This window comes from Maribellus comscasis (assembly GCF_009762775.1).
In the GTDB taxonomy this organism is placed as follows: Bacteria; Bacteroidota; Bacteroidia; order Bacteroidales; family Prolixibacteraceae; genus Draconibacterium; species Draconibacterium comscasis.
This window is the reverse complement of sequence record NZ_CP046401.1, coordinates 6,708,399-6,728,097: the sequence shown is the minus strand read 5'-3', so window position 1 is coordinate 6,728,097 and position 19,699 is coordinate 6,708,399. Positions and strand designations below refer to the sequence as shown.

Here is a 19,699-nt window from a genome sequence, read left to right as displayed (position 1 = left end):
TATTATTCACTCATAATGTATCGAACTGCATGACCTGATGATTTTGGTGCATCAGAATCATATAAGTTTTCATCAGTTTGAACAATATAGAACTTGTGGCCTTCTTCAGCATTTACTTCGGTAGAACTCCACAAAAATGAGTAACCGGTTGCGCAACAATAACCGCCGCTTTGAAAACGACCATTTGGCACAGCAGAGAATCCATAGGTATCGGGGCCGTTACCTGCACCTTCTTCAATCCAGCCGGCTGTTGCCTTTAAATGTTGGCCGGCTTTTTCTGATGTTCCCTGGTCAGTATTTATAAAATTTCGGAGTGTAGACCAATCTTCATTTGTTGGTAAGCGCCACCCCCGTGGTGCGTTATCAATAGCTGCAGTTACATTTAATAAACTACCGTAAGTCTGATAATAGTCGGTGGCTTTAGCCTCTGCTACATCCGTTCCATCATAATTGTACACATAGTATTTTTCTTCAGAAGTACTCATATCATCCTGTCCATTTACCTGAGGTAAATATTCCAGGTTTTCAGCCATCCATACCTGCTCGCCAATCCTAACAGTTTTATAATACTTTTCTCCTATTTTACATTCATAGAACTCCACTGAAACAGTTTTAGATCCGGTAGGTGAGTCGCCTATAACAGAAGTATTATTTCCAGAATAGCAAACATAATGCAGTACGTCTCCATCCGCATAAGTAAGGCCTTTACTCGCACTTTTTAACAGTGAAGTTTCCTGAAAGCTTTCTATAGGTGTATTTCCTTCATATTGGATACTTGCAGAATTTCTGTGAGCTCCAGTGTATATTCCTTTACAACTATAATTCTGGTCGTCTGTCAATGCCGAGATATAATAAATACCGGCCGTAGGTACTGCAATCTTAAAGTGCTGATTTCCGGGATTTAGAGTTCGTTTTTCCCTAATAATTGATTTTCCCGTGGCATCATATATACTCAATACAACGTCTTCTCTCTTTTTTGTAGTAAAACTTAGTATTGATTTTTCATTGAATGGATTAGGATATAACGATCCCTGGTTCTCTCCAAGAAGCTTTAGTTCAGAGCTTGTAGTGACCCCTAACTGAAGGGTTTCTCCAGGATCGAGTTTTACTGATTCGTTGTTTACCATGTTAAAAACTCTAATGCTGTCGATAGCTTCACCTCCTGCAACAGGTTCAAAAGTAATTTGATAATCTTGTGCCATTGTACTATATGTAATGGCCAAAATAACAAGTAAAAAAGTAAATTTTTTCATAATAAAATTGCTTTTAAGTTAATTCGAGAAAATTAAAAATTGATGCAAAAATTTTGACAACCATGTATCCTTACCGCTATGCAAAAGCACAGCGGTAAGCTAACAGTCAGAAACTTATGAATAACTTGCATTCATAAATTCAAGAACATTTCAAAAGTGTAATCTGATTATTATTCCCCGTCGTGAATAATAATCAGTTACTACTCATATCCGGGATTTTGAGGAAAGTCTTTGTTTTTATTTAGATCAAGAGCTTCTTGAGGAATTGGTCGTAATAATTTTAAGTTACCATCACCTCCTTCAAATGGATTGGTTCCGTTGTCGAACCAACCTTTTATATCTCGGTTAAGTTGATGTGTACGATCAATCAGTGTCCCTGTTCTTTTCAGGTCTTCCCACCTATGGTACTCTCCCAAAAGTTCCAATGCACGCTCATCGAGAATTTTATCAATATCCAACTCTCCCAATGTTAACTGCATTTCAGCCTCGTTGCCCGATTTAGCTGCCCTGCTCCGCACAACATTAATTCGCGCAAGTGCTGTATTTGCATCTCCCGCTTTCAAATATGCTTCAGCTGCAATTAAATAGGTTTCACTCAAACGAGCAAGAAATATATCTCTCGTACTACTTCCTGCGTAGGAATATACCGACGTTGGATCATCAAATTTTTTAACCGTTGGTGTTTCCCTGTCAATGTAAGTTGCTTTCGACGCCTGCCACGCATCGGTATAGGGAAATATGGTTGCATCCGTTCTTAAAGGCGATGCTGCTTGCCAGTCTTCAATATCGTCTAATTCCCATGATTGCGGATAGTATTGAGTCACCACCATATTATCCAATTCAGTTGGCTTATCAAAGTAGTCGTAATAACGTTCGTAAATTACGTTCATAAATGATGCTTCCCATCGTGAATCGAATTCAGTATAGAGGTCAAAAACGTACATTGTTGGAGCTAAGTTTTCAGACCGGGAAGGATAGCCTTCCTCATTTCCCTTTCCCCCCAAATAACAGCCGTACCAGAAGTTCTGAGTATTTCCGTCTGTAAATTTGTCAATTACCGACTCTGCATCGTATTGAACTGAAAAGATGATCTCTTCATTGTTTTCATTACCGGGAGTAAATACTTCCTCGTAAGTTAAATTAAGTCCCTGGTTACTAATTGCAGCATCGGCATAATTGGCAGCAGCAGTAAAGTCTGATTCTGAGCCAAATTGCTCATAACCTCGGGTAAGATAAACTTTAGCCAAATAATGATTAACTGCTCTTTTTGATACCCGTCCGAAATTTTCCGGCGTTTCAGGTAGTAAGGCAACAACATCTTCGAGTTCGGTTACAATAAAGCTGTAAACTTCTTCAGCGCTGTTTCTCTCGTACTCAACAATTGGTTCGTCAACCATATTGGTTATAATGCTTACCCCTCCAAAATGCTGTACTAATTTGAAATAGTTTAAAGCTCGTATAAACCGGGCTTCAGCAAGGCGCAGTGGCAATTTTTCGTTTTCCTCTGTTATATTGTTATAAAAAATTGCCGTATTACACAATTGAATACTTTTATACAGATTTTGATAAAAGCTGGTAACATAAATGTCGGTTGCGCTCAACGATTTATACTCACTTAATCCTTCAGGCTGAGAATTATAACCTTCAACATACATGTCGGTTCCGGCACAAAATACCCAAATATCCTGGCCATAAATATCCCGAAGCGATGAATAGCAACTATTGATTAATCCTTCGTAACCCGATTGGGTCGCATATAATTCGTCGGCAACTACCGATGAGTAATTATCCTCTTTTAAATAATCTTCACATGCTGAAAAGGTCAACAATAAAAATCCTATTATTACGTATACTAATTTCTTATTTGATTTCATGATTCCAAAAATTAAAAGTTTGCGTTAACTCCAAATTGATAAGTGATTGTGCTTACTCCACCTCCATTACGGCTGCGGCCTGCCCACTCGGGATCAAAACCATCAAAATCAGTAAATACAAATGGATTTAATACATTAACATAAAATCGTAGCGATTTAATATCAACTTTCCCCAGACTTTTTGGATCAATAGTATATCCAAGAGATATATTTTTAACCTTTACGAACGAGACATCTTTATAAAATCCAACATTTTCTTTCCCCCAGTACTGCCCGCTGTTTCGTGGCATTGGGTATTCATTTGAAACTCTGGCTTCATTTATATTGTTTTCAACCATATAATAGTTCAAATTCAATTTGTTTCGCCAGCGTTCATCATATTTTATGTATGTTCTGTGAAACTCGCTCATAACCTGTGATCCTTGCTGTGTAAACAGAGTTGCATTTAAATCGAATGCTTTAACCCGGAAACTGGTAGAAAAATGTCCAAACCATGTTGGATCAGGAGTACCAATAATTTTTCGATCGGCACTGTTAATAATGTCATTATCATCCAGGTCTTTAACACGAGCCTGACCTTCCAGTTGGCCGTAAACAGCAGCTTCTTCTATTTCATCAGCCTGCCATATACCATCAAATACATAAGTATAGTTCACATTAACTGGTTCGCCTATAAACCATAAATTACCGAGGTCATCTTCCTCGTCTCCATACAATTCTTCTATCTTGTTTATATTTTTAGAAAATGAAAATGTAGTCTCCCATGTAAAATTAGGCCTTGAAATATTTACTGTATTTAATAATACTTCAATCCCTTTATTACTTACCGAGCCAATGTTTGCAGTTACTGAACTCCATCCGGTTTCAAGCGCCAGTCTACGTTCCATCAACAGCCCTGAAGATAATTTATCGTATACATCGACGCTTCCGTTAATTCTGTTAGCAAAAAAGCCAATGTCTAATCCGAGGTTAAACTCACGTGTTTTCTCCCATGTGAGCGCAGAATTAGCAATGTTTGAAGGCGTAAAACCGTTTGCTGACTCACCGTCGAAATCGTAGTATTTTTGAACTGATGCGTATCGCAATGTGGAATAAGCTCCTATATTATTGTTTCCGGTATAACCATAACTTAAGCGCAGCTTTAAATTTGAAAGACTCTCAATTTCGTTCAGGAACCATTCTTCAGAGGCACGCCAGGCCAAAGCTACGGATGGAAAATTCGACCATTTTTCACCGGTTGACAGTTTTGAAGAACCATCAGTACGAAACGCAGCAGTTGCCAAATATTTTCCTCTATACGAATAATTTAAACGTGCTAAAACAGAAACCAGAGTAGATTTATTAAAATCGCTTTTTACCTCAACAATATCATTAGCCGAGCCTACATTGTGCCAAAGCGATTCAAAAGGTAAATTTTCAACTGAAATGTATGAACTCTCATATCTCGATGAATTCATACTGTATAATGCTGTAAAATTAAATTCGTGATCGTTTATTGTTTTGGAATAGTCAAGCTGATTATCCCAGGCATAAGTCATGTAGTCTAATTGTGTGAGATTCGCAGCAGGATCTTGCAAAGCTCTCTGTCCTGTTTCCGAGCCTTGATAAACTCCTCTCTTTTTATACTCTAAATAAGGAGAGAATGTGGTTTTTAACTTTAAATCTTTTATTGGGGAATATTGCAGGTAAACATTTCCAACAACATTTAAAGTTCGTGTCATATCCTGCAAATTCTGAATTGAAACCAAAGGATTTATCTGGCCGTTAATACCCATTTCATAGTCAGTTGACGGGTATAACGACAAACCACCTGCATTCTCATAACCTTCAGGTATATAAGCTGCCACAACAGGAGGGAGGTCAAATGCTTCATAAACATTCGAATTTCTGTCCTCACCAATTTCTGATTCCGACAAGGCGATATTCACATTTGTACCGGCTGACCACTTTTCAGATATTTCGTGATTTATGCTGGCCTTAAAATTGTATCGATCATACCATTCATTTTCAAATACTCCTTCTTCATTCTGATAGCCCATGCCAATCAGGTACGACATTTTTTCGCTGCTACGACCAGAAATTGAAATCCAGTGATTTTGCTGAGAACCATTATTTAACATTTCGTCATACCAATCGACATAATCCTTATTCTCCAGAATATTCTGCAAAACTTTGCTTGCATCATAACCTGTCCTTTCATTTAACCAGGCCTGATCGTATTCCGGTTGGGTGACATCGTTCCCCGAATAATATTCGGCCCCCAAATAGGCATTTTCACGATATTCCCAATACTCATCTCCATTCATTAAATCAGGCAATCTGGCCGGAGTCCGCACGCCATAATACCCGTCATAGGTAATCGATGGCTTTTGATCCTTTATATCTGAAGCTTGTTTAGTTGTGATAATCACTACGCCGTTTGATCCACGCGATCCGTAAATTGCAGTAGACGAGGCATCTTTTAAGATATCGATACGCTCGATATCCTGCGGATTTAAAAATTGAATATTGCCTGTTACCAAACCATCAACCACATAAAGCGGGCTTCCGCCAACCAAAGAATTATCACCCCTTATTTTTATGTCGAAATTTGAGCCTGCGCGGCCATCGGTTGAGTTAATTATAACACCTGCCACTTCGCCCTGCATAGCTTCTAAAGTTGAAGTTACTCCCTTCGAAGTTAGTTTACTATTATCAATACTCCCGATTGAGCCTGTTAAATCAGACTTTTTCATTGTGCCATACCCCACAGCAACTACCTCATCGATACTAATTGAATTTTCAACTAAAGTTGCATCGATAATGCGCTTTTCGTTAACTGGTAATTCAATGCTTTTCAATCCCAGAAAGGAAAAAACGATTATTGCATCATCAGCAACATTCTGTAGATAATACTTTCCATCCTGATTAGTAACTGTACCATTAGTTGTACCTTTTACAAATACAGTAACACCCGGCAAAGGAGCGCCGGTATTATCTGTAACTGTCCCTGATATCCCCTCCTGACGTTCATTCTGATTGGCAGCCTGATCATTCTCACTTGTTTTCTGAATTAAAATATAGTGGTCAATAATTTCATAATTAAATCCCCTGCTTTTTAATACATTATCTAATACATCAGAAATGGATGCCTTTGAGACTTCAATAGAAATATTGTTAATTTCAACAATCTCTTCATTTTTATAGAAGAAGTAAAACTCAGTTTTATCTTCAATCTCTTTTAAAACCGACTTCAGAGACGAATTTTTCAGAGAAAGATCGAATCGGGTCGATTGAGAATACGCTTCCACCGCGTTGGCAGAAATAACCCCTACTATTAATAGAATAAATAGAGATTTAATCATAACTAGAAATTTTAGACATTGCCTCTTAGTTAGGCAACAAACATTAGTTTTTTTCATATATTTGAACCGTTTTAATAATTTGAACCGTTATTAAACTTTCTAACGGTGGAAGTGGTGGACACTTTCACCGTTTTTTATTTTCACACATTCAGTTTATAGCATAGGCAGTTATTTTTTATCAATTAATACTACGTCTTTGTTCTCATTATTGTAGATGTACTCATATTTTATTCCGTACATCCCTTCCAGTACCTTTAGAAACAGATCTAAGGGCTTATTCTTACTTATAGTTCCGGATATTTTAATATCGCCGATATCCTCATTTAGGAGTTTGATATCGATATTGTACCAGCGTTTCAGAATTTTAATTAAGTCTGAAAGTTTAGTTTCATCGAGTAACAGTTTACCTTCAATCCAGTTGCTGTAAAATTCAGTATTTACCTTTTGAAGTCTCAGCTTACCGGTTTTTTTATCAATATGAAGTTGTTCTGAAGGGGATAATGCCGCAAGCAAATCTCCATTGGTATTTTCTACCGACACCTTACCTTCAATTAGTGTTACTACCATCTCACTATCTTCATCATAAGCAGCGACATTAAAAGTGGTACCGTATACTTTTATAATCCCCGATTTTGTATATACCTCAAATGGAACATCAGTATTATGAACAACCTTAAACTGCGCTTCACCATCCAACTCAACAATTCTGTCGCTGGATGCGAAGGTTGTAGGATATTCTAGGGTAGTTCCTGCGTTCAGCCAAACCTGAGTCCCGTCTTCCAATGTTATTTTGCCCATTTGCCCCCAATCCATTTCAATTTTATTGAAAGCAACTTTGTTGGCATTTGGCGCCAAATTGGCAACAACTATTCCAATTGTTACAGCGACTATAAAGACAGCAGCATATCTTAATAAATTAGAGTGAATAATCTTGCGAAAGGGAGAATTGATCTGGCTATTGATATATTTCCAGTTCTTTTCTTTGTCAAATGAAGGAATCATGTAACTGTGCAGTGACATCATATGAATCCTCTTTACCTGAGAAATGATAGTGTTATTCTCTTTTGATTCCTCTAGTTCTTCTATTTCCTCAACCTCCTTTTTAGTAAGGCTGTTATGAATCCTTTTTATAAATAAATCCCAAATTCTATTTGAGCTGATTTCCTTCATATATTTTTACTACTATATAAAAAGGACGTTAAAGTCGAAATTTTCAGTGACAGAACGTTTGGAAAATTTTAATTTTTTGTAAATAATATCCACAAAAGCAGACTTTCACTACCTAATTGATCACGCAAAAAACGGTATGCTCTCGACATTTGAGTATTTACTGTATTTACTGATATTCCTAACAAGTGCGCAATTTCCTTATATGTTTTTCCGCCAACAGTCGCCAGCTCAAAGATTTTTTTTCTTTGGTCGGGCAACTCTTCGATTAATTTTTTAACGCGAAGTATTGTTTCATCCTTTTCTAAGTCGTAATTATTGATCGGTATATTCTCTATATTTTCAATTACTGTATTTAAATCAACTTTTCGACTTTCAGGAGAACGCAAATAACTATAAACAGCATTTCTTACTGTTAAAAGAAGGTAGTTTTTTATGGTGGATTCGATGTGAATATTCTCTCTCTTTTCCCAAATTCGGATAAAAGAGTCACTAACTACATCCTGTGAAAGATCAGCATCCTTTAAAATTGAATTAGCATATAAGCATAAGGAATAATAATATTGATCAAATAGCGTTCGGAAGGCTTTTTTGTTTCCTGATTTTATTTGAATCCAAATTTCATCTTCCATTAAAGTTAAATTTCCTTATTATCTGTGAATTATTTGTATTGCTTTCTATATGAGTCGACCCCTTAAATGAAATGTTAACCAATCCTGACAACATGTTCAAGGCGTCTAATCTAGGAAATTTTGTTAAATAAATCATACATTACGATAATAAATCACAAAGGATATGTCCGTTTAAACTTTCATTCGAGAAGAGAAACGAATAATACTAACTTCACAAACACAGTAGTAAAATTAAGGCTGCCAAAATAGCTGTTAATTAGGTCGACAACTGGTTATTCTCACTTCTTCCCTATTTTTATAATAACTAATAACGTTTTTTAAAAATGACCTTTACGGTGACCTGCAAAAAAGAGAATTTTATAAATCATTGATATAGAAGCACAAATGAAATGACGTTCAAATACTGTCATATCCCGATACATCGAGAATCAATGAGTTATAAGTTCTTTTTTAGCTCGTTTTTATTGTGATGTATTCGCGAAGTTTTTCTTCAAATAGCATATATATCGTATATTCTGAATAACAGGTCCCGCGTAAATATATATCAACAACATATTCTCCGTATTCATAAAAATCAGGATAAGGAACTGCTCACCGGAAATAAGCACAATGCATTATTCTCTTCGAAAACCTTTATTAACATATAGTTGCATATAAACCCTACTCCAGATTGGTAATTTATTCTTTTTTCAAAAAAACACTTTGCTATAGGATTTATGATTTGATTCTTTACAACACAGGTTTGGATATTATTACATTGGAAAATTGAACAATTCAGGAGATTAAATTATTAATAATATTTCGGTTGTTACATTTATATATTATAAAAACTCTCTTTCTTAGTGGGTATGAAGACAACATTCAAAAATAGAATACAAAAGTTAATCGCAGGAATACTCGTAATTTCTGCGGGGTTGCTTATTTTAAATAATGTTGTTTTCCTGCATACACATAAATTACCTGACGGCAGCATTATTGTGCATGCCCACCCTTACAGTAAGAGCCAGGATTCTGAGCCTTTTAAGAAACACAACCATAGTTCAAAAGAATTATTCCACATTTCCCATATTCAGTTGTTATTTATTGCTGCAATATTTTCTTTTTTATACCTGGAATTTATTCAGCAAAAATTTATATTCCTATATAGAAACCCCTTTACTAAATTCAATTATTCTTTTAGGTCGAAGGGCAGGGATCCACCATTTTTATTGCATTAGCAGCACATCATTGTTTAAATTACAGCATTACCCTAAAAACTTATTTAAAAAATTATTTTACCGTGTTGTTATAAATATGGAAAAGAAAAAGTACATATAAACTGAAAGTACCATGAAAAAAATAATACTACTAACTATTTTCATTGTGTCGGTTAATTTAATTACAAGAGCACAAAAAAAGACTACCGATGCCAATGTTATCGGCGATGTTCAATGCGACGGGGAACACGTTCCCTTTATAAATGTTACCATCGATGGAACAACCATTGGAACCACAACCGATGGAACGGGGCATTATCAATTAATTAATTTGCCCGTGGGTGAGTTAACCATTCGTGTGAGCGGAATGGGATATAAAAGCACATCGAAAACTGTTACAACAGAATTGGATAAAACCATTGAAATTAAATTTGATATCGAAAAAGATGTATTAAACATCGAAAGTGTGGTTGTAACCGCCGACCGAAATCAAACCAACCGAGCAGAAGCTCCGGTTGTCGTCACCTCGATTTCGCCGGATTTGATGGCAAATACCCAATCGGTAAACATTGCCGAAGGGTTGGATTTTACTCCCGGATTACGTACTGAAACCAATTGCCAAAACTGTGGTTTTACGCAGTTAAGAATGAACGGAATGGAAGGGCCATACACACAAATATTGATGAATAGCCGGCCTGTGTTTAGCGGGTTAGCCGGAGTTTACGGTCTTGAACTGATTCCAACCAATATGGTTGAACGTCTGGAAGTTGTGCGCGGTGGTGGTTCTGCACTTTTCGGAGGAAATGCAATTGCCGGCACAGTAAATATCATAACCAAAGAACCTGCCCGAAACTCATTTAATATTGATGGAAGAATCGGAGCCATTGGAATTGGTGGCGAAGAAGTTTCTACTCCCGCTTTGGACGGACAGCTAAATTTAAATGCCTCCGTTATAACCGACGATAGAAAAACCGGTGGTTATATTTATTCTATGCTGCGAAACCGCGATTCGTATGATGCGAACGGAGACGGATATTCAGAAATGGTAAAATTGGAAAATACAACTTTTGGTTTTAATGTTTTCCACAAACCGGGAAGTAAAAGCAAAATTTCATTGGACGGGTACCGAATTAGCGAATTTCGTCGAGGTGGAAACAAACTGGCTTACCTTCCACACGAGGCTGATATTGCGGAACAGCTCGACCATTTAATTACCGGTGCAAACCTTTCATTCGATCTTTTTACCAACGGCAGTTACGATAAAATTACTACTTATGCTTCAGCGCAACGTGTATCCCGCGGCTCATATTACGGGGCGCAACGAGACCTGGATGCATACGGGGATACAAAAAATCTGACTTCGTCGCTTGGAGCTCACTATAATTTTCACTCCGACATGTTTTTATTTGCCCCTTCCACAACGATAATCGGAATAGACAACACAAACGATTATTTACACGATGTTAAACTGGGAGCTAATGGTGATGCCAATACTACGCTGATAAAACAGTATGTAAACACATTAGGATCATTTGTTCAACACGACTGGAAATCAGAAAAAGTGAATGTTTCCCTGGGACTTCGGTATGATTATTATTGGATAAAAGACAAGGAAAGCGAAGGCGGGCATTCCAGTAATGGAGTTTTGGTTCCTCGTGCGGGAATCATGTACAAGTTCACACCTGAATTGCGTTTCCGTGTTGGATATGCAAAAGGATACCGCGCTCCCCAGGTTTTTAATGAAGATTTGCACATCGAGCTGGTGAATGCAACCCGCGTTGAAACTTTTAATTCTGATGATTTAAAACAGGAAACCTCGAATGCATTTACAGCTTCTATAAACTCGGTTGCCAGCATTGGAAATACATTGAACGACTTTTTAATTGAAGGGTTTTATACGCATCTCAAAGATCCTTTTTCAAATGAATATTATCCGCTCGACGACGAAGGAAACTTTGCATACATGAGAGTAAACGCCGACGACGGAGCTTATGTAACAGGTGTAAATATTGAATGGAAATCTTTTCTGACAGACGAAATTGAAACTCAGATTGGATTCACTTTGCAAACCAGCAAATACGAATCGGTACAAGCCTGGGGAGATGAAGAAACAAGTGTTTCCAAAGATTTTATGCGTACCCCAAACCAATACGGCTATGCAACTTTTACATGGAAACCGACGCATCATTTCAACACATCCCTTTCGTTAAATTACACAGGTTCAATGTATGTTCCGCATTTCGGATTAAATCCAGACGATTATGAAGGAGATGAACTAACAGCCGTGCAGGAAGCCATTGATAACGGCGATATCATTGAAGGAGAAGCCTTGAAAAAAGCCGATGGTTTTATTGTTGCCGACCTGCTTTTTTCCTACGATATCCATTTTGGAGAAGAAACAGAAATGCAATTTTATGCAGGGGTAAAAAATATTTTTAATCAAATTCAAAACGATTACGACAAAGGAATGTATCGCGATGCCGGATATATTTACGGCCCGTCTTCTCCTCGAACAATCAATTTCGGAATTAAGTTTGGAAATATATTTTAGATTCTAAATAGGCAACGTAAAGTGGCGGAATAGATTCTTATTCCGCCATTTTTATTTTCAGCCCTCCCCTTTTCCATCTGGAAAATTTATCCGAAACCTCCTATTTTTAGCACATACTTATACTTTTGTATGAAAATCAAAAAAATGAATGTCTATTTAAACGAAGACGTTGCAGAAGAGTATGATAAGTATTATCTGACTCCTCAGGGTATTTCTGTTGATGCAATTGAAAAGCAAATAATTAAACAATTGATTCAAGATGTTCCTGCCGGTACTATCCTGGAACTAGGATGCGGGACTGGTCACTGGACACAATTCTTTTGCGAAAATGGTTTTCAGGTAACTGCAACTGATGCTTCTGAAGAAATGCTAAAAATAGCCCGTGCAAAGAACATTCATAAAGCCATTTTTCAAAAAGCAGACGCTGGCTCTCTCCCATTTCCAGACAACAGTTTTTCAACAATTGTCGCCATTACAATGCTTGAATTTGTAGATGATATTGAAGCTGTTTTAAATGAAATAGATCGCGTTCTCATTCCCGGCGGAGTGCTAATTTTGGGCTGTTTAAACATTAATTCCGAGCTGGGAAAAATAAAAAATAACGACGATGTATTTCGTCATGCCCGTTTTTTCTCACCGGAAGAAATTGAAAAAATGTTTCTCTGTTTTGGAATTGTGAAAATGCACTCAGGTATTTATTATTCACCAACTTTTGAATTGCTTGACGGGACTGATAAACAAAATGAGGTGAATCCTGCTTTTATTGGAGTTATCGTTCATAAAAATAAAAACATGGAAATTTCGGTAGAAATAAGCTATTATGCGCTGCAAGGAGATTATAACACGCCGGTGGAAGAATTTCTGGGCACAATTTCAAAAAACAAAGAAATTACGGTAGAATCTGGAATTATGAGTACTTTGATTTCCGGAGAGTACAGCAAAGTAATGGAGCTACTTAGTCAATCAATAAAACCGCTCATGGAAAAGTATCCGTCAGTTTTTACACTTAAAATTGCCAATGCTTGTAAAACCTGCAAAAAATAATACCTACTCGGGATGAAAATTTTTATTAACTGCTAAGTAATTTCTTTTGGATTTTTTCCCATTCCGGATTAAGCGGCCACATTTCAATAATATTTTCGTCGATTTTACTCTGTAAAAACACGAGCCTGCTCCCGATCCAAATCACTTTGAATATAAATTACCCGGATATTTTTCTGTTTCGCAAGTTTTTCACCAGTTCTGCCATACGCCGGGGAGTCGGTTGTTTTCTACCTGGTTCCAGAAAATATTGTACCACACCATAACCATGCGCATAATACGAAAGGCTAGGATGAAATAGTATAAATGCCTTTCCAATATTGGTTAAAGATACTTCAGGTTGAATAGAAATGTCCTTTTATTTGGTTTTTCAATTACCGCCTATGCGCCTTTCCATCCTGCGAAAATTGAGGACGCTTGTTATTATAAAACAGTAGCTGTTGTTGGCAAGAATTCTGAAAACCTGCAGGGATTAACTCAAATCAACGTGCTGCCAAAATTTTATTCTATCCGTCTGCTGTGTCCTGTCAACTTTCATTTCAAATAAGAACTTTGGAATATTCTTTATTGATGAAATGATAAAATACCTTAAGCCGAAAATGAACTCAGATTTGTGGCGATTCGATTAATACTTTACAATATATTTTTAAGCAGATTTTGTGATTCGTAAATTAATCCTTTATTCTTATTAAAGCAATCCATTGATTATAATAAGTCCAGGTATTGGTAGTTGGTGCTTTCAGAAGAAGTTCTCCTGCGTTTTTTTGTGTTTGTAAATCTCCGGGGAAACTACTCCATTGAACAGGATACTTTTGTGTGTCAGATATAGTGCCGGTTTCAACATCCAACCACCTCACTTCAACTTCATCGGTATAAACCACGGGGTCAAACACAACGCTTCCACCTTCCGGCAAATAGACAGCATACTCAATCCCCGGTAGTCCAAGACAATAAGCTTGTTTTGCTGAAACATTGGCAATTAATTCGGGCAAAGGAGAAGATTTAAACAGATTAAATTCTTGCACAAATGTATTTGCAGACCTTATATTCTTTTGCGTTTCACCTGACAAGCCCAACCCCCATGTAGGCCGGTGAAAACGAGCAGATGCGCATCCGGCAAATATGTTTCTCCAAAAACGTTGAATGGCTTCAGCAGAAGTGCCGGCCTCCTTAACACCGTTTTCCGAACCATATATTTTGATATTGTTCATCGGCATTTTATCTCCTGAAATAACAAACTGTCGAAGCCGCATAACTTTATCAAAATGGTCCGTTCCACTTAACCCCAGAGCATTCTGGTTGTTTTGAGAAATGTCAACAAAGGTAAAAAGATCAGGATTCCCCAAAACAAGACGCACAGATGATTCCGCATCCATTTGCATAGCCGTTATTTCTGCTTTTATCCCCTGTTTTTCGGCAGCTTCCCTGATTACTTGTGCCCAATATTTTTCCCAAACAAAGCTTGTGAAATTTTCGTTGCATATATTATAAATAATGTGATCATATTGAAGGCTTATATTGAGTACCTGACTTATAAATCGTCTTTGATAACTTAACAAATCTTCATTTTCCCTTTCTGCCGAATAGAAAAAATCTTCCCATGTATTTATATTTTCAGACTCTTTGTAATTTACATTGGATGATGGGTTCCACGGACTTCCTTTTTTTATGTCAGCTCCCTTTCCTCGTATATCATATTGATCCCAAAGCGTGAGATGAACGATAATACCCCGCTTAGCTGTTTCATCCAGAAAAAACGTTAACCTATCCCAATATTCATTATTCCAGTCATTTAAATTGTAAATGCCATTCTTATTGTTTTTAAAGGGAAAAATGTCTCCGTCATCTCGGGTTGACATTACATTCCTCATATAATTCGCCCCAACAGAAACCATTGCGTCCAGGTGCTTCGTAAGTCTCTCTCCTGTCCATTGAAAAGGATTGTCATTATCGCTGGCCCCCAGAAGTAGCAATGGAGCTGCTTGATATTGCCAGTACATTCCATTGGCTTTATAGGGCTGGATTCTATTTTTATTTAAATTCTGAGATAGTCCATTCAAACAGAAAAAAAAACTCAATGTAATAAGAAGATAATATTTCATGATTTTAGAATTTAGTTGTTTATTAAATAAAACTTATGGTGTGAAAATTTACCAGTCCTCCGCAATTTTTTTGTAAAAACTTAAAATTTTCTGAAAGTGAAAAGTTTTATTGATTACACCTCCATAGTAGATAATTGAAAATAAAATACGACTTTCTTTCATCTGACAAAGTTTAGAAAGTTAATTTATGGGTTCTAATATTGCAATAAACCCTCCTGCCTGAACCATTCGGACCGGAATATTGGTTTTTGAATTAACGGTCAACATTTCTTTTTCTGCCATGCAAAAACCTTCCTGGTAACCATCCGGTCCGTCTTTGAAAATCGTTGCCTGATAGTTTATACCGGGCTCAAGAAAACTTAACGACAGTTCACTTTCAAAAGCTTCATGCCCCGTGATTCCTCCAATAAACCAAGTATCCCCCTTCCGGCGTGCAGTAATCAGGTGATGCCCGATTTTTGCCTGTATTACTTTTGTATCATCCCATGTTGTGGGAACTTTCTTCAAAAATTCCAGTTCTTCACCGCCACGGCCTTGTTTCCCGGCTCCATTCCATGCCGGATAACCTCCGCGAACCGTTTGTGCAGGTCCATAATACGTAACAAGAAACGCAAGCATATGTGTGTTGCTTCGTCCTTTTGTATAAAGACTTGGTGTATAATCAAATGGGCCAGCTAAACAACGGGTAAACGGGAGCATGACATCCTGAACTACGGGATGGTTTCCCTCCTGTCCACCACCACCTTCATTGATGACCAGGTTTGGGTAGGTTCTCGTTGTCCCGTCAGGAATCCGGGCATCGTGGATACAAAGTAAAAGATGGTGCTCGGCCGCTTTTTTTACCATGTTTCTTGTCCATCTGGTATTTTCCTGAGTACCGTATTTTACAAACCCCGGCTTTAATCCTGCCAGTCCCCAATCTTCATATTGCAAAAACAAAGAATCCATATTATGTAAACGCAATGTATGTCCGGCTTCAACATACAGTGAAACTCCAATATCCTTCCCTTTTGCATACGTCACCAGTTCATGGATATCCAAATTAACTTCCGTATAAGCGTTCTTCCATCTGTCGGTCCAACCATATGGCACATAACCTTTAGCGACAGTAAACGGATTTGCCTCGGTGTTTGCTTTCCAGTCGGATTTTTTAAACTCTTCAGGCATAATTTTTCGAAAATTTTGAATTTGCTCATCCGACCACTTTACTTCGGTACCATACCATCCCCAATCCAATTGAAGGTATTTAAACCCATTTTGAGATGCAAAATCGACCAACTTTTTCAACTTATCGCCATTAAGTCCTACGTTATTTCCCGCATTGCTAATCGTTTTGCCAACCTTAATCCATGAAATATCTTCCAAAGGAGAAGGAGGATTCAGGTTCAAAATTAAAGATTCATTTTCGATGAGTTGCCCTTCATTTTCTGCAATAAGGATAACCCTCCAGGGGGTTGCATACGGGGCATCGACTATGGCATCTCCATAAAGTTTAGTGACCAATTGTTTTTCTAAAGTCTTGTCAAGATAAGCACGCGGATAGTTTTCAACATGGGCTTCCAGCAAAGAGACAAATCCGTTGGATAGTTTGACTGTCAGGGGAAAGAGTGCGCCTGAGTCAATCCGGTTTATATCTACAGCTTGATTCGAATAGGTTTGTTCCGTTCTGTAAATAGGGAAAGCCTTAGCCTCTGATGGAAAACAAAAAGTCGACAATTCATTGTTTATCTGCCAACCAATTGAATCTTTTTGCTCAGGTATCAGATACCGAAATGCAACACCTTCATTATAGACTCTGAAAATAACATCTAGCCGACGGTTCAACTCACCTTTTTCCTCCAACTGAACTTTCAATGAATTATACTGATCATGAATTTTAGAATACTCGCCATAAACGGGAGTCCACCATTCATCAATACTTTCAGTTGAACTGGCAACAATTCTCCAGCCTCCCTCAAATGGTTTCCTTAAATCCAAACCTATTGACGAATGTTTAATAAGCTGTCCCATTTCCCGGTTAACAGAGTAAAAAAGGCTGTCGCTTTGCATTGCAAAAACAAGTTCAATTTTACCGTCTGGAGAATTAATCCTCAGGTTCTTATTTTCTACCTGGCAGCTTGAATAAAATAACAGGGTAGCTACAACAATTAAAAGTCTGTTTTTTTTGAAGCACATCATTTGATATTTATTTTAATGATAACTCAATATTTAATTCGCATTGCAAAACTATCCTTGCACCAGTAATCTAGTTGCTTAAATGTCACCTAATCTGTTTTCAATCCGGCATTCCTGAATAGATCAATCACTTTTTCTTCTGAAAGATCAAACTCCAGATAACGGCGTTTCCCAACAGGTAAAACAATCGAGTCTCCCTCATTTTCTATTGTTTCCGGTTGCCCCGGTTTAGCGAACAACTGCACCCGATCTGCCTTAACGTGCAGCTTAAGGCTTCCTTCTCCACGTGTATGCCAATAAACCACCCAGGTTTTCTCCAAACGGTTAAATACAAATGCACGCATTAGTGATTCCTGGTCCATCGCCAGTTTCAACTGTTCATAGGGCTGTAACTCAAATTTTCCCGTTTCATCAATCAGAAGAATATATTCCTGTTCGGGATCTTTCAGCTGATCCTTTTGTTTCTGAGTGAATACATCATTTAGCCGGGCATCTTCCCAGCGTTTTATAACTTCAAGGTTATCATCGGTTCGCGGATGTTTTTTCAAATGTTCCAACCTGCCATAGATAGAAATGGAGCAATCCCATGCAGCCCCCTTGCTGCAAACATATTCGTACATGTCAGGTTGCATACCGATTGTTTTTTCGCTTGGCGCCAGGTAATCAATCCACCCAAAATCGATGGCGGTAAAATCATTGGAGACAATCCTCGCCTCAGCAAGCGGATAACGATTGGTTGCTGCTTTAATTACTTCGGGACTAAAAACGTCAAATGCGTTCCCCCTGGTTAAAATGTGCCAGCCAAAATGCGATCTGAGCGCCCCTGTTCCAAAAAGCGGTTTTGGATTCAATTGATTATAAAGCTCTATTTGTGCTTTAGAGGTGTAAAACCAATAGGGTCTATGAATATCCTCGGCTCCGTCGTAATAAATAAAATCGAAACCTGCCTCCTTCCATATTTTACCAATGCGCTCAGCCACCTCCTTCTGAATACTTGTTCTCTGATTAAAACGAACCCACATGGTCCATGTATCTACATCCAACAGCCCCATTGGAGTTCCCCGCTTGTGACTTGTCGGTTGAGTATGCATATCTCCACGTTTGCATCCATAAAACAAATAAGGATATTCAGTAGTGTACCCTTCGTATTCTATCAGCTCATTTCCAATTCTTAAAATCCTTCTGCCTTTCTCCATTGTGCAGCCTTCCGGATTTTCTTCCACATACACATTGCTGTCTTTCTCATCTAAACGACGAGCAAGTAAAAAATTGCGACGAAGATTGAGCCGGTAATCAGGAACCGGTGTCACATAAGCATCCAATGTATCTGCTTTGTTGTACCAAATATGAAGGCCTGCGAGCATTCCCGCATCCTTTATTTTTCCAATGATCTCCTGCAAATCTTTCATTCCCCGGGGGAATTCCGATTTCCAGGGAAAATGACCGTTGGTTGCTGCAAATGAGCTGGCAACAATTTGGATTGCCCGAAAACCTCCTTTCTTTGCGTAGGCAATATGTTCATCAATGTTATCAACAGTTGCACCCAGTTCATAATATGAAAAGTTGTATCCTTTACTTCTTCGACTTTCGACCCCCAAAGGAAGGTTATAATCATGTTCAAGCTGATCAATACAATCCAATAATTTATTTTTACGTGTTGTGATTAAGGCCGCTCCAACACCTTCCATTTTCACGTTGTTTTCCATGCCGGCTTTAAAAATCCGATATCCGTCTCTTGCTTCCGCATCTATTTTCGCATAATGATCGGTCGCAAGAAGGTTGATCGCCAGGTCTTCATCCCAGCTGACATTCAACCATTCGCCAAAATTGCTCCTGTCCCGAATTGGAAGCTGCATAAGCGTAAACTCGTCAACCCTTGTTTGTCGTTTAATTCTAAAGTCATTCAGGTCATAGTCAAATTTCTTCAGTTTAAATGCAATGTAAGAATCCGTAATTTCTACTCCAATCGTCGCGATGTTCCTTTCCGGGCGAAATCTGACTATCAGGTCACCGTCCTTCCAATAAACCGAATCGGCCGGAAATGTTTTTGCTTTTGCAGGATGACTTAGTTGCAACTCGTTATCGTACGGTCTGTACTGTATGAGAGAGAATGCAGGTACATTCAATCCTGGCTGAAGACATTCCTCGCCACTTTCTTTATGTCTTAAGCTTTTTGCTGTTCCATCAACCCTCAAAACCAAACAAAAGTCCTTATTTTCGATAATAATGTCGTTGTTTTTATATTCAGAATCAACACGGAGGACACATGAATCAAATACTAAAAGAGAAAATACAAATAGGATAGCTTGTTTCATACAGTACTCGTTTTTTTAGAATTATTTTTTTATGTGCAAAGGCCTCTTT

General features: G+C 37.8%; 11 protein-coding genes. 2 read left to right on the top strand and 9 right to left on the bottom strand.

Annotated features, from left to right (window positions below; genetic code table 11):
- Positions 1-2 precede the first annotated feature (2 nt).
- The 5 genes from GM418_RS27055 to GM418_RS27035 form a co-directional block, all read right to left on the bottom strand.
- Positions 3-1,253, bottom strand: a complete 1,251-nt coding sequence (locus tag GM418_RS27055) for an FISUMP domain-containing protein (RefSeq protein WP_158870804.1) — start codon at positions 1,251-1,253, stop codon at positions 3-5.
- 200 nt (positions 1,254-1,453) lie between these two features.
- On the bottom strand, positions 1,454-3,127 hold the full coding sequence (locus GM418_RS27050; RefSeq protein WP_158870802.1) for a RagB/SusD family nutrient uptake outer membrane protein: 1,674 nt from the start codon (positions 3,125-3,127) through the stop codon (positions 1,454-1,456).
- 11 nt (positions 3,128-3,138) lie between these two features.
- Entirely contained in the window at positions 3,139-6,471 is a 3,333-nt protein-coding gene (locus tag GM418_RS27045) for a TonB-dependent receptor (RefSeq protein WP_158870799.1), read from the bottom strand.
- Between the two features lie 168 nt (positions 6,472-6,639).
- Complete coding sequence (locus GM418_RS27040) at positions 6,640-7,641, bottom strand: FecR family protein (protein WP_158870797.1); 1,002 nt, start codon at positions 7,639-7,641, stop codon at positions 6,640-6,642.
- Between the two features lie 68 nt (positions 7,642-7,709).
- Positions 7,710-8,270 (bottom strand): RNA polymerase sigma-70 factor, encoded by a 561-nt coding sequence (locus tag GM418_RS27035; RefSeq protein WP_158870795.1) that lies wholly within the window; start codon positions 8,268-8,270, stop codon positions 7,710-7,712.
- 1,329 nt (positions 8,271-9,599) lie between these two features.
- Between GM418_RS27035 and GM418_RS27030 the strand changes: the two genes are divergently transcribed.
- On the top strand, positions 9,600-12,017 hold the full coding sequence (locus GM418_RS27030; RefSeq protein ID WP_158870793.1) for a TonB-dependent receptor: 2,418 nt from the start codon (positions 9,600-9,602) through the stop codon (positions 12,015-12,017).
- Between the two features lie 144 nt (positions 12,018-12,161).
- Positions 12,162-13,061, top strand: a complete 900-nt coding sequence (locus tag GM418_RS27025; protein WP_158870791.1) for a class I SAM-dependent methyltransferase — start codon at positions 12,162-12,164, stop codon at positions 13,059-13,061.
- 157 nt (positions 13,062-13,218) lie between these two features.
- Here GM418_RS27025 and GM418_RS32185 read toward each other — a convergent pair whose 3' ends face one another.
- The 4 genes from GM418_RS32185 to GM418_RS27010 form a co-directional block, all read right to left on the bottom strand.
- Complete coding sequence (locus GM418_RS32185) at positions 13,219-13,377, bottom strand: metal ABC transporter solute-binding protein, Zn/Mn family (protein WP_425482388.1); 159 nt, start codon at positions 13,375-13,377, stop codon at positions 13,219-13,221.
- A 352-nt stretch (positions 13,378-13,729) separates the two neighbouring features.
- Entirely contained in the window at positions 13,730-15,160 is a 1,431-nt protein-coding gene (locus GM418_RS27020) for a DUF6298 domain-containing protein (RefSeq protein ID WP_158870789.1), read from the bottom strand.
- A gap of 180 nt (positions 15,161-15,340) precedes the next feature.
- Entirely contained in the window at positions 15,341-17,338 is a 1,998-nt protein-coding gene (locus GM418_RS27015; protein WP_158870787.1) for a glycoside hydrolase family 97 protein, read from the bottom strand.
- Between the two features lie 86 nt (positions 17,339-17,424).
- On the bottom strand, positions 17,425-19,650 hold the full coding sequence (locus GM418_RS27010; RefSeq protein ID WP_158870784.1) for a hypothetical protein: 2,226 nt from the start codon (positions 19,648-19,650) through the stop codon (positions 17,425-17,427).
- Positions 19,651-19,699 lie beyond the last annotated feature (49 nt).

Excerpts from the sequence above, each read along its gene's own strand:
- GM418_RS27055 (WP_158870804.1), bottom strand. The coding sequence starts at position 1,253 with ATGAAAAAATTTACTTTTTTACTTGTTATTTTGGCCATTACATATAGT.
- GM418_RS27050 (WP_158870802.1), bottom strand. The coding sequence starts at position 3,127 with ATGAAATCAAATAAGAAATTAGTATACGTAATAATAGGATTTTTATTG.
- GM418_RS27045 (WP_158870799.1), bottom strand. The coding sequence starts at position 6,471 with ATGATTAAATCTCTATTTATTCTATTAATAGTAGGGGTTATTTCTGCC.
- GM418_RS27040 (WP_158870797.1), bottom strand. The coding sequence starts at position 7,641 with ATGAAGGAAATCAGCTCAAATAGAATTTGGGATTTATTTATAAAAAGG.
- GM418_RS27035 (WP_158870795.1), bottom strand. The coding sequence starts at position 8,270 with ATGGAAGATGAAATTTGGATTCAAATAAAATCAGGAAACAAAAAAGCC.
- GM418_RS27030 (WP_158870793.1), top strand. The coding sequence starts at position 9,600 with ATGAAAAAAATAATACTACTAACTATTTTCATTGTGTCGGTTAATTTA.
- GM418_RS27025 (WP_158870791.1), top strand. The coding sequence starts at position 12,162 with ATGAATGTCTATTTAAACGAAGACGTTGCAGAAGAGTATGATAAGTAT.
- GM418_RS27020 (WP_158870789.1), bottom strand. The coding sequence starts at position 15,160 with ATGAAATATTATCTTCTTATTACATTGAGTTTTTTTTTCTGTTTGAAT.
- GM418_RS27015 (WP_158870787.1), bottom strand. The coding sequence starts at position 17,338 with ATGATGTGCTTCAAAAAAAACAGACTTTTAATTGTTGTAGCTACCCTG.
- GM418_RS27010 (WP_158870784.1), bottom strand. The coding sequence starts at position 19,650 with ATGAAACAAGCTATCCTATTTGTATTTTCTCTTTTAGTATTTGATTCA.